This is a genomic window from Pseudomonas sp. GW821-FHT10B02 (genome assembly GCF_059415665.1).
Map to the genome: position 1 here is coordinate 115674 of NZ_JBWKNR010000018.1, position 11933 is coordinate 127606.

The 11933-nt window shown below is 59.6% G+C and carries 12 protein-coding genes; 9 read left to right on the plus strand and 3 right to left on the minus strand.

The annotated features are described in order from the left end of the window. Window positions 1-6 precede the first annotated feature (6 nt). Window positions 7-627: a helix-turn-helix transcriptional regulator gene (locus AC07OF_RS23965; protein ID WP_157192990.1), complete on the plus strand. Its 621-nt coding sequence runs from the start codon at window positions 7-9 to the stop codon at window positions 625-627. On the opposite strand, the gene AC07OF_RS23970 is transcribed toward AC07OF_RS23965, so the two are convergent. After that, a complete protein-coding gene (locus tag AC07OF_RS23970; RefSeq protein ID WP_010227092.1) occupies window positions 622-837 on the minus strand; it encodes a TOBE domain-containing protein in 216 nt (71 codons plus the stop codon). The two genes, AC07OF_RS23965 and AC07OF_RS23970, sit on opposite strands and share 6 nt — an antisense overlap. A gap of 451 nt (window positions 838-1288) precedes the next feature. Here AC07OF_RS23970 and fdnG point away from each other — a divergent pair, with 451 nt between their 5' ends. From fdnG to AC07OF_RS23995, 5 genes are all read left to right on the plus strand, one after another. Further along, entirely contained in the window at window positions 1289-4339 is a 3051-nt protein-coding gene (fdnG, locus tag AC07OF_RS23975) for a formate dehydrogenase-N subunit alpha (RefSeq protein WP_157192991.1), read from the plus strand. Window positions 4340-4355: 16 nt separating this feature from the next. Further along, entirely contained in the window at window positions 4356-5246 is an 891-nt protein-coding gene (fdxH, locus tag AC07OF_RS23980) for a formate dehydrogenase subunit beta (protein ID WP_269769843.1), read from the plus strand. Further along, a complete protein-coding gene (locus tag AC07OF_RS23985) occupies window positions 5243-5887 on the plus strand; it encodes a formate dehydrogenase subunit gamma (protein WP_038611847.1) in 645 nt (214 codons plus the stop codon). The genes fdxH and AC07OF_RS23985 overlap by 4 nt, the downstream gene beginning before the upstream one ends. Continuing rightward, a complete protein-coding gene (gene fdhE, locus AC07OF_RS23990; RefSeq protein WP_495073564.1) occupies window positions 5884-6795 on the plus strand; it encodes a formate dehydrogenase accessory protein FdhE in 912 nt (303 codons plus the stop codon). The genes AC07OF_RS23985 and fdhE overlap by 4 nt, the downstream gene beginning before the upstream one ends. 179 nt (window positions 6796-6974) lie before the next feature. Further along, the gene (locus AC07OF_RS23995; RefSeq protein ID WP_038611853.1) at window positions 6975-7202 is read left to right on the plus strand and encodes a hypothetical protein; all 228 of its coding nucleotides are present in this window, start codon (window positions 6975-6977) and stop codon (window positions 7200-7202) included. Window positions 7203-7230: 28 nt separating this feature from the next. On the opposite strand, the gene AC07OF_RS24000 is transcribed toward AC07OF_RS23995, so the two are convergent. Beyond that, window positions 7231-7965, minus strand: a complete 735-nt coding sequence (locus AC07OF_RS24000) for a transglutaminase-like cysteine peptidase (protein WP_157192993.1) — start codon at window positions 7963-7965, stop codon at window positions 7231-7233. 195 nt (window positions 7966-8160) lie between these two features. On the opposite strand from AC07OF_RS24000, the gene AC07OF_RS24005 reads away from it, so the two are divergent. Beyond that, window positions 8161-8517 (plus strand): hypothetical protein, encoded by a 357-nt coding sequence (locus tag AC07OF_RS24005; RefSeq protein WP_157192994.1) that lies wholly within the window; start codon window positions 8161-8163, stop codon window positions 8515-8517. A gap of 85 nt (window positions 8518-8602) precedes the next feature. Here the strand turns inward: AC07OF_RS24005 and AC07OF_RS24010 are convergent, their stop codons facing one another. Then, entirely contained in the window at window positions 8603-9211 is a 609-nt protein-coding gene (locus AC07OF_RS24010; RefSeq protein ID WP_422415742.1) for a sigma-70 family RNA polymerase sigma factor, read from the minus strand. Between the two features lie 443 nt (window positions 9212-9654). Here AC07OF_RS24010 and AC07OF_RS24015 point away from each other — a divergent pair, with 443 nt between their 5' ends. Beyond that, a complete protein-coding gene (locus AC07OF_RS24015; RefSeq protein WP_495073565.1) occupies window positions 9655-10269 on the plus strand; it encodes a LysE family translocator in 615 nt (204 codons plus the stop codon). A 12-nt stretch (window positions 10270-10281) separates the two neighbouring features. After that, window positions 10282-11805 carry an FAD-dependent monooxygenase gene (locus AC07OF_RS24020; RefSeq protein ID WP_157192997.1) on the plus strand — a complete coding sequence of 508 codons (1524 nt, stop codon included), beginning with the start codon at window positions 10282-10284 and terminating at the stop codon, window positions 11803-11805. Window positions 11806-11933 lie beyond the last annotated feature (128 nt).

Sequence of the window (11933 nt, forward strand, 5' to 3'; positions counted from 1 at the left end):
CTGTCGATGTTCGAAGGTCTGGGACGTACTCAACAGGATCTGCTTTCAGCCTTGCTGTATACGGCTGCCGGCATGAGCATCGAAGAACTGGCCAGCCAGCTGTCGGTCACCCGCACGGCGGTGCGTCAGCACCTGGCGGCCCTGGAACGTGACGGTCTGGTGGTGCGCGGCGATCTGCGCGCCACTGGCCGCCGCCCCGAGCAGTTGTATCGCCTCAGCGCGCATGGCCGGGAGTTGTTCCCGCGCCACTATCACTTGCTGGCCAACCTGTTGATCGATGAAGTCGCCAGCCTGATCGGCCACGAAGCGCTGGTGCAGTTGATGCGTAGTCTGGGCGAGAAAATGGCCGCGGACCTGAGCGCTACCCGGCTCGATGAACAGCAGATCGCTGCGCATATGAAAGATGTCGGCTATGAATCCGAAGTATTTTTCCGCTCTGGGGGCGCGCCTGCGCAAATCGTCGCCCACAACTGCGTGTTTCACCAGCTGGCCGAAGCTCACCCTGAAGTCTGTGAGCTCGACCTGGCGCTGATCGGCAGCCTTGGCGGGGGTAAGGTGCAGCACCTGGAGTGCATGCTGCGCGGTGGACAGGTGTGTCGCTTCGAGCTGACGCGCAAACCCTCATAGCTTGGCGATCGACACCTCGGTGGATTTGACGAAGGCAATCACTTCACTGCCCACCCGCAACTCCAGCTCGTGCACCGAACGGGTGGTGATCACCGAAGTGACAATACCTGCGGAGGTCTGCACATCGATTTCCGACACCACTGGCCCTTCGATGATCTCCTTGACCGTGCCCTTGAACTGATTGCGTACGTTGATCGCCTTGATGGTCATGCTCTGCTTCCTCGTTCCGGGATGCACTGCGGCGCAGTGCTTGAGGTGCAGAGTGCACGCTCAGGAGAAAAACAAAAAAGAATAATTAATCATTTTGTTAGACCATTAATGAATATAAAGAGAGCAGGCTTCCCACTCTCTCACCTGGCCTGCCTGCTACTTTCGTCTAATCCCCGACACTAGCGCCCGGTGCCCGAGGCGCGCAGGACAAGGCTCTGCCAAGGTCAAACAGTTGACGATAGAGGCGCTCGATAGCGCCATCAACACCCTTGATTAGTCCTACATTCCATACGGGAATACACTACCGTTCATCCGCGTTATCCGAGCCCTGCGCCAGACAGGGCCTGCAACCAATCGTGATCTCACCAACGCCAACTGCGCTTGCGACGCCTTGTTGCCGGGCATGCCTATGCCCGCTGCTTTGTGCAGCCACCAGAATAAGGAGATAACCATGGGACTTGGCAGACGTCAGTTCTTCAAGCTCTGTACCGCCGGGGTCGCCACCGCCACCTGCGCGACCCTGGGTTTTGCCCCCGGTATGGCCCAGGCCACCCAGTCGCGCCAGTACAAGCTGTTGCGCGCCAAGGAAACCCGCAACAACTGCACCTACTGTTCCGTAGGTTGCGGGATTCTCATGTACAGCCTGGGTGACGGCGCGAAGAACGCCAAGGCGCGCATCTTCCACATCGAAGGCGACCCGGATCACCCGGTCAGCCGCGGCTCGCTGTGCCCGAAAGGCGCCGGCCTGGTGGACTATGTGCACAGCGAGCAGCGCCTACTGTTCCCCGAATACCGCGCACCGGGTTCGGACAAATGGCAGCGCATCAGCTGGGACCACGCCATCGAGCGCATCGCCCGCCTGATGAAGGACGACCGCGACGCCAACTTCATCGAGAAAAACGCCAAGGGCACCACGGTCAACCGCTGGCTGAGTACCGGCATGCTCTGCTCCTCGGCCGCCAGCAGCGAAACCGGCTCGCTCGACCAGCGTTTTACCCGCGCGCTGGGCATTCTCGGCACCGACAGCCAGGCCCGCGTCTGCCATGCCCCGACCGTCTCGGCCCTGGCGCCGACCTTCGGCCGTGGCGCGATGACCAACAACTGGGTCGACATCAAGAACGCCAACGTGGTGCTGATCATGGGCGGCAACCCGGCCGAAGCGCACCCGGTGGGCTTCAAATGGGTGATCGAGGCGAAGATTCGCAACGGCGCCAAGGTCATCGTCGTTGACCCGCGCTTCAACCGCAGTGCTGCAGTGGCCGACATCTACTCGCCGATCCGCGCCGGCTCCGACGTGACCTTCCTGATGGGCGTGGTCAATTACCTGATCAGCAACGACAAGGTCCAGCACGAGTACGTGCGCCACTACACCAACGCCAGCCTGATCGTGCGCGAGGACTACCACTTCGACGACGGCCTGTTCAGCGGCTACGACGAGAACAAGCGCAGCTACGACCGCAGCTCCTGGACCTACGAGCTCGACGAAAAAGGCTACGCCAAGCGCGACATGACCCTCAGCCACCCGCGCTGTGTATGGAACCTGCTCAAGGCGCACGTCAGCCGCTACACCCCTGAAGTGGTCACCAATATCTGCGGAACGCCCAAGGATGATTTCCTGCAGATCTGCGCGATCCTCGCCAGCACCTGCGTGCCGGACCGCACTGCCACCTTCCTCTACGCCCTGGGCTGGACTCACCACACCAACGGCGCGCAGATGATCCGTGGCTCGGGCATGATCCAGCTGCTGCTGGGCAACATCGGCATGGCCGGTGGCGGGGTCAACGCCCTGCGTGGCCACTCCAACATCCAGGGCTACACCGACCTCGGCCTGCTGTCGCTGCGTCTGCCCGGCTACATGAACCTGCCGTCCGACCAGCAGACCACCCTGGCCAGCTACCTCAAGCAGACCACGCCGACGGCGCTGCTGGAAGACCAGGTCAACTACTACAAGCACACGCCGAAGTTCTTCATCAGCCTGATGAAAAGCCTCTGGGGTGACAAGGCCACTGCCGACAACGACTGGGGCTTCGACTGGCTGCCAAAGTGGGACGACAGCTACGACGTGCTCAACTACAGCAATCGCATGTACGAAGGCAAGGTCAACGGCTACATCGCCCAGGGTTTCAACCCGGTGGCGGCCTTCCCGGACAAGAACAAGGCCCAGGCGGCACTGGCCAAACTCAAGTTCCTGGTGATCATCGACCCGCTGGCCACCGAGACTTCGAGTTTCTGGCAGAACCACGGCGAACAGCACGATGTCGACAGCGCCGCGATCCAGACCGAAGTGTTCCGCCTGCCCTCCTCCTGCTTTGCCGAAGAAGACGGCTCGATCGTCAACTCCGGACGCTGGTTGCAGTGGCACTGGGCCGGGGCCGCACCGCCCGGCGAGGCCTGGCACGACGGCAAGATCCTCGGCCATCTGTTCATGAAAATCCGTGAACTGTACGAAAAAGAAGGCGGCGCCAACCCGGCGCCGATCCTCAACATGGCCTGGGATTACGCCGACCCGTACGACCCCAAACCCGAAGAAGTGGCCAAGGAATCCAACGGCCGCGCCCTGGCCGACCTGCACGACGAGCAAGGCAAGCTGATCCTGCGCAAGGGCCAGTTGCTTGACGATTTCTCGCAACTGCGCGACGACGGCAGCACCCAGTGTTTCAACTGGATCTTCGCTGGCTCCTGGACCGAACAAGGCAACCAGATGGCCCGTCGCGACAACGCCGACAGTGGTCTGGGCTGCACTCCGGGCTGGGCCTGGGCCTGGCCGCAGAACCGACGCATCCTCTACAACCGCGCTTCGGCCGACCCGCAGGGCAAGCCGTGGGACCCGAAACGCAAACTGATCGGCTGGGACGGTCAACGCTGGAGCGGCGTCGACGTGCCTGACTTCGCCGTCACCGCGGCACCGGGTGGCAAGGTCAATCCGTTCATCATGCTGCCTGAAGGCCTGGGACGGCTGTTCTCGGTCGGTGCCCTGAACGACGGCCCGTTCCCCGAACACTACGAACCGACCGAAAGCCCGCTGGCGCACAACCCGCTGCACCCGAAGGTGACCTACAGCCCGACGGCGCGCGTGTACGAAAGCGACCGCAAACGTATGGGCAAACGTGAAGATTTCCCCTATGTGGCAACCACCTACTCGATCACCGAGCTGTTCCGTCACTGGACCAAGCATGCGCGGCTGAACGCCATCGTCCAGCCCGAGCAGTTCATTGAAATCGGCGAAAAGCTGGCCAACGACAAAGGCATCGTTCAGGGCGACACGGTCAAGGTCAGCACCCAACGCGGCTACATCAAGGCCAAGGCGGTGGTGACCAAACGCATCCGGCGTCTGGCCATCGATGGCCAGGATGTCGACACCATCGGCATTCCCTGCCACTGGGGTTACGAAGGCGCGACCCGCAAGGGTTTCCTGGCCAACACCCTGACCCCGGGCGTCGGCGATTCGAACACCCAGACGCCGGAGTACAAGGCGTTTCTCGTGAATATTGAAAAGGTCTGAGGGCGAAACCATGTCCATGCAATCCCAAGACATCGTCCGCCGCTCGGCCACCAGCGTGCTGACCCCGGCGCCGCACACCCGCGACCACCAGGCGCAAGTCGCCAAGCTGATCGACGTCAGCATCTGCATTGGCTGCAAAGCCTGCCAGGTAGCGTGCAACGAATGGAACGACCTGCGTGACGAGGTCGGCCACAACGTCGGCGTGTACGACAACCCGGCCGACCTGTCCGCCGAAACCTGGACGCTGATGCGCTTCGATGAAGTCGAAGACGAGAGCGGCAAGCTCGAATGGCTGATCCGCAAGGACGGCTGCATGCACTGTGCCGACCCCGGCTGCCTGAAAGCCTGCCCGCAACCGGGGGCGATCATCCAGTACGCCAACGGCATCGTCGACTTCCAGTCCGAGCATTGCATCGGTTGCGGCTACTGCATCGCCGGTTGCCCGTTCGATGTGCCGCGCATCAGCCAGAAGGACAACAAGGCCTACAAGTGCACCCTCTGCGTAGACCGCGTTTCGGTCGGCCAGGAGCCGGCCTGCGTCAAGACCTGCCCTACCGGCGCGATCAACTTCGGCAGCAAGCAGGACATGCTGCACCAGGCCGAGGAACGGGTCACTGAACTGCAAGGCCGGGGCTTTGCCGGGGCCGGAATCTACGACCCGCAAGGCGTGGGCGGCACCCATGTGGTCTACGTGCTGCAACATGCCGACAAGCCGCAGCTGTACCACAAATTGCCTACCGACCCGCGCATCAGCAGTGCCATCCAGGGCTGGAAAGGCTGGATGAAACCGGTGGCCGCCGCGGCGTTTTTCGCCACCCTGGCCGGCACCCTGTTCCATTACATCGGCACCGGCCCCAACGAGGTCGACGAACAGGACGAAAAACGCGAGGAGGATACCCACGCATGAACACCGACAAACTGATCCTGCGCACCCGCTTCATCGACCGCGCCTGCCACTGGTTCATGGTGATCTGCTTCTTCGCCGTGGCTTTGTCCGGGCTGTCGTGGTTCTTCCCCTCGTTCAACGGCCTCAACGCGGTGTTCGGCACGCCGCAGTTGGCGCGCATCCTGCACCCGTTCTTCGGGGTCGTGGTGTTTGTGCTGCTGATGTTCCTGTTCGTGCGCTTCGTGCGCTACAACCTGCCTGAGCGCGAGGACCTGCAGTGGTTCAAGAACCTCAAACAGGTGCTGGCCGGCAAGCATGACCCGGCGCTGAACATCGGCAAATACAACGCCGGTCAGAAGGTCCTGTTCTGGGGCATCATGAGCATGATCACCCTGTTGCTGCTCAGCGGCGTGGTGATCTGGCGCCCGTACTTCGCCCCGCTGTTTTCGATCCCGACCATCCGTATCGGCTTGTTGGTGCATGCGCTTGTCGGCATCAGCCTGATTTTGCTGATCATCGGCCATGCCTACCTGGCGTTCTGGGTCAAAGGTTCGATTCGCGGCATGGTCACAGGCTACGTCAGCCGCGCCTGGGCCAAGACCCACCATGATCGCTGGTACCGGCAGATCAACAAGCAGGACAAGACCGGGAGCAAACCATGAGCAGCATTCAGATGACCCCGGTGCAGACGCCCACAGGCGGGGTCAACGAGATCGTGCCGGTGCTGCTGCCGTCGCTCAAGGAGCGCTACAGCAAGCGCGCCGCGCGCCTGCGCCAGCTGGCCGAGGGGCATGCCATGGGCGATTACCTCGGCTTCTGCGCACAGCTGGCCGAGGCCCAGCAACAACTGCTTGAGCGTATGCCATTGCCCCAGGCCCTGGCGGCCGGGCTCGCTGATCGACTGAGCAGTGGCCAGGCGCCACTGGCGAGTGCCGATTACCCGCTTGACCGGTATTGGCAACAACTGCTGCTGGGCTTGATCGAGCAGCTGTACCCGGATGCCAACCCGGCCGTTCGCGCGACGCTGGACGGCCTTCGCGGGCTTACTTCAGAGCAATTGGACCATCTGGCCAGTAAATTGCTGGCTGCCGACTATGAACCGGTTGGCAGCGGCCAGGCGTTGTTCCTCTGGGCCGCACTGTCGCTGTACTTCACCCAGTTGGCCAACGCCCTGCCGGCATCGGCCAGCGCCTCGCTGGGCGAACAGCGCCAGCACTGCCCGGTGTGCGCCAGCGCGCCAGTAGCCAGCGTGGTCATGACCGGCCCTCAGGCGGGCTTGCGCTACCTGCAATGCAGCCTGTGCGAGTGCCGCTGGCATATGGTCCGGGTCAAGTGCAGTAACTGCGAAGCCACCGGCGCGCTGGACTACTGGTCGCTGGAACGCCAAGATGCCGCGGTCAAAGCCGAAAGCTGCAACGATTGTCACAGCTATCTGAAAGTCTTTTACCCGGAAAAGGACCGCGACCAGGAACTGCTGGCCGACGACCTTGCCTCCCTGGCGCTGGATGCCGAGGTGGAACGCGAAGGTTATGGGCGCAGTGGGGTCAGCCCGTTTCTGTTTCCTGGCTGACCGCGACAAGGTAACTGCCTAACACTGGGTCAATGTGGGAGCCGGCTTTGCCGGCGATGGTATCAGCGCGGTGTCAGCTCATCCGCGTTGCCTGCATCGCTGGCAAAGCCAGCTCCCACAAAAGCAGTCGCCGCAATCTACAAAAGAGCGCAATCACCGACTAATTACGAGAATCGCCCATGGGCCTGAAAAAATCCTCCGCCGAACTCAAGCGTGATCTGAAGAGCGTCGCCTCCAACCTGGAGCGCACTGCCGGGGAGATCAGCAAACTGGCCGAGCGTATCGACGGTGTCGATGTGGTCGCCGTACTGCACCTGATGAACCGCCTGTACAAGGACTCGGACAAACTCCATGCCTATGCCGACGAGATCAAGAGCGGCCGTATTGTGCGAGCCAAAGCCGAGTGACCAACGCTTGCAGCCGGCGCGATAGTGCTCAGTGCTTCAGGCTTACAGCCGAGAGCAGCAGCCCGGACTGTGCGCCACGTGCGGTGGCATCGGCTAATTCCGATTCTTCACGTTTGGTTCTTTGCACAAGCGCCAGCCAGTTGGGCAACTGGCCAACACTGCCAACCAACTGTAAAGCTGCGTGATCAAATTTGTAGAGATTGAGCTCATCAAAAGCAAATTCTGCTTTTAAATCATCACGCTGCACGAATGGACGAATGCCGTTTTCAAGGTTGTCCAGCAATACCGGATCTGTTCCAGCGTCTGCCCAATAGCCGAGCACCATATGCGCCTGTCCGGTTTTTGCCTGGGTGGCGTAGACAAGACGCAAGCTGTCTTCAGGAATGCCCAGCAACCGCAGCGTAAAGTATTTTGCCAGCGCAAAATCCTCACAGTCACCCCTGCCCTTTTCTAGCGTTTCAAGGGGGGATGCCCAATAGTCAGCCTGCTTCCATACGTCCGCATCTTCGCCATAACGGATCGTACGATTGAAAAACGCATTGACCCGCCGAAGCTTTTCGCTATCAGCAAGCTGAGCCGATTCGGAAACCAAAGCACGCCAGTCGCTAACGCGTTGCACGCCCGCCTGGCTCTGCTGCATATCCTGCGACAGCGGTATAGCGAATGCGCTCCCGCACATAACGCCCAAACCGAGTAGACAAGCAGAAAAAACCTTCAATGGCCGCTTAATGCTTTTGGAAACAAGGATATGCAGTTTTATCAAGCAGTACCTCACTTAATAACGATTGGTTCCTACAGGCCGATCTCCTAATGCCGGCAGCACCATAAGGCATCGGCCTGCCGCACACAAGGTGCGTCCGTCGGATGCTGGCAGGGCGAAAATGCCTGTAACAAACACCCACGCCTATTCGTCTATGAATAGCAGGCCTCAAGTCATGAGCATTCTGAGGAAACCACCATGAAACTGGCATTAAAGATGTCGGGAATCGTTGCGGCTGCCGTTTTTAGCACCGTTACTTTTGCGGCATATAAAACTGATTGCCCAAGCAACTCCCAAGCCAGCAATGAATCATCTCCATTGCTACTCGCCGAGGGCGGTAGTGATCGACTGATGGACTATCACTCACAAAATGCACTGGTAAGGAATCAGCCAGACCAACCTTCAGGCGAACGTTATGTACAAATGTTAAAAGAACAACCTACTGCTTCCGGTGTAACGCCAACAAGTGAACCACTTCAACAAACGACTGAACCGGAACCAAACTTTACCTCCCCCATCATCAGAGACAGAGAAGAATATCGAAGCGCTCACTGAGCCTGTGCGTTTAATAATAGTGTGATGTACCCAATGCACAGGGACGTGCCCTGATGCATAAATAAGACTGGAGTTCCGCAGCTACTCAACAGTTTCCTTCTTCCTGAAAATGACTGAGCATCGCTTGCATACGCTGACGCCCACGGTGGAGTAACACGCGTACATTCACCTCCGTCAGTCCCAAAGTAGTAGCAATTTCCTTGTACTCCAGTCCGCCCAGATCACGCATGATCACTACACTTCGCTGAGCCCCAGGCAAACGATACAGATGCTTGCGAATACAATCATGCAGCTCGACTTCGGCCAACAACTCTTCAGGGCCGTCGTGATGCCACTGTTTGGGTGCCGACACCCAAGCGCCATCATTAATATCAAAATCTGAAACAGTCACTGAGCGGTGATCCTCATCCCACCAGTCCAGAGAAATTTCTCGTCCTTTTCTTCGATTTATCGAATGGGCTTCATTAATCGCTATTCTCGCCAACCATGTCCGAAACTTTGAACGCCCCTCGAACATATCGACTGCCGCAACCGCTTTCAGCCAGGTTTCCTGAGCGACATCATTTGCAGAGTCTGGACCCACCAAGGGTGTTGCGAGCGTGATAAGAAACGCATGATGCATTTTGATCAAGCGTTCCAATGCTAGAGCATCGCCATTGCGCAGCCGCTCTACTATATCCCGCTCATTGTCCATAACCTTGCTCCTCAGTGCTCCGGCATCGCTTTGAATTCAAATAAGACGCATTCCATCGAGCACTTTCGACATATCTCCACACAAAAAAACACAAAGACAGAAACACACCAACAGCAAAAGCCGCTATTGATTCCACGAAAACAACAGATTTTACCAACACCCTGTAACACTGGCCTTACACTGATGGCACTATAACAGCAACAGCGGATAACGAGAAAATTTACAACATCGTTAATATTGGATCCTAGATCACTTCCCACGTTAGGCAAGCAACGTCGACCTACGGCTTAAATACCATTTACATGCGCACCCAAGGTATTAAAAACAGTGTTTTAATACCTTCCTTCAGAATATTGCCTTCAGCAGACAGCGGTTAGTACTATGCTTTTCTGATCGGCGGAGCCGGTCTTTAACTAACCCATGACTGCACGGAGCGCACCACAATGCCGAGCCTGGATTTTCTCATCACTTCACTGATCGTCGTGCTGATTCCCGGCAGCGGCGTGATTCTGACCATATCCACCGCCCTGGTTGCCGGTAAGCGCGCCAGTCTGTATACGGCACTAGGCTGCACGGCCGGGATCATCCCGCACCTGCTGGCCTCGATCCTCGGCCTTTCGGCGATCCTGCACACCAGCGCCCTGGCCTTTCAGGGGCTGAAGTTCGCTGGCGTCGCCTATCTGTTGTACCTGGCCTATGCCACCTGGCGCGACCGCTCGGCGTTCGCCGTGAACAGCAACACCAAGGTCGGCAGCGCTGGCAGCCTGATGCTGCGCGCCGGTCTGTTGAACATCCTCAACCCCAAACTGACCCTGTTCTTCCTTGCCTTTCTACCTCAGTTCATTACCCCCCAAGGTGGTTCAGTCACCGGGCAGATGTTCAGCCTGAGCGGGGTGTTCATGCTTATGACCTTTGTGGTGTTCGTGTTGTACGGTCTGCTGGCCAACCTGTTCCGCCGCGCGGTGATCGAATCGCCGCAGGTGCAGGACTGGTTGCGCCGCAGTTTTGCGGCATCCTTTGCCGGCCTGGGTTTGAACCTGGCGTTCGCCCAGCGCTGAGGAGCGCATGCGATGAAACGCTGTGAGGTGTTGATCGTTGGTGCCGGCCCTACCGGGCTGGTACTGGCCTTGTGGCTGAGCAAACTGGGCATCAAGGTGCGCATCATCGACAGGACCTCCGGCCCCGGCACTACCTCGCGGGCCCTGGCCGTGCAGGCCCGGACCCTGGAACTGTACCGCCAGCTGGACCTGACCGCGGCCGTTCTCGAACGCGGCCACCGGGTGCCGGCAGCCAACCTCTGGGTAAAAGGCCAGGTCGCAGCGCACCTGCCCTTCAGCGTTATCGGCGCGTTCGTTACGCCCTACCCCTTCCTGCACATCTTTCCTCAGGATGAACACGAACAGTTGCTGATCGAGAGGTTGCAGGGCTTCGGTGTCGAGGTCGAACGCGAGACTGAGCTGATGGGATTCAATCAGGACGGGCAAGGTGTCAGCGCCCAACTGCGGCATGGCGATGGTCTGGAAGAGCACTGTGAGGCGAACTACCTGGCCGGTTGCGACGGGGCCCGCTCCACCGTACGCAAGGCCCTGGATATTGATTTTCCCGGCGGCACCTACCAGCAGGTGTTCTATGTTGCCGATGTCCAGGCCTCAGGCCCTGCACTCAATGGCGAGCTGCATGTCGACATTGACGAAGCGGACTTCCTCGCGGTCTTTCCCCTGGCGGGGAGCGGCCGGGCGCGGCTGATAGGCACCGTACGCGACGAACGTGCAGAACACCCCGATCAACTGCGTTTCGAAGACGTCGGCCAGCGCGCCATCGAACACCTCAAGATCCAGATCCAGCAGGTCAACTGGTTTTCCACCTACCGTGTACATCATCGGGTGGCGGAGCACTTCAGCCGCCAGCGGGCCTTCCTGCTCGGTGATGCCGCCCACGTCCACAGCCCGGCGGGTGGCCAGGGCATGAACACCGGCATTGGTGACGCTATCAACCTGGCCTGGAAGCTGGCCAGCGTCCTGCGTGGCAAAGCCCAGCCCGGCTTGCTCGACACCTACGAAATCGAACGCAGCGCCTTTGCCCAGCGCCTGGTGTCGACCACCGACCAGGTGTTCAACTTCATCACCGCCGATGGCCGCGTTGCCGCCCTGCTGCGTACCCGCTTGGCACCGCGGCTGATCCCCCGGCTGGTGGCATTCAAAACGGCGCGCGAATTTCTCTTCCGGACCGTCTCACAGGTCACCCTCAACTACCGCTACATGCCCCTGAGCACCGGCAACGCCGGCCATGTCCAGGGTGGCGATCGCCTGCCCTGGGTAGCCGAAGGCGGCCGTGACAACTTCAACTGCCTTAATCGGATGTGCTGGCAAGTGCAGGTATACGGTGCCGTCAGCGCCAGCCTGGTGCAATGGTGCAGTGGTCACGGCATCCCGGTGGACGTCTTCATCTGGAGCGAAGCTCATGAAGCGGCGGGTCTTGTACGCGACGCCGTCTACCTCATAAGACCGGACGGCTACATCGCCCTGGCCCGCAGCAATGCCGATGCGCAGGTACTTGAAGACTATTTCGAAGAACGCGGCCTACGCCCGGGCTAACGCCACAGACAAAAAGCAAGAGCGCAGCGAATTGTGCCCTTGATCTTGATCTTGATCTGCTTTTGATCTTGATCCACCGGCCCCGTTAACCAGTAGGGCCGAGTGGAGGTGTCGTGGAGGGGCTAGCG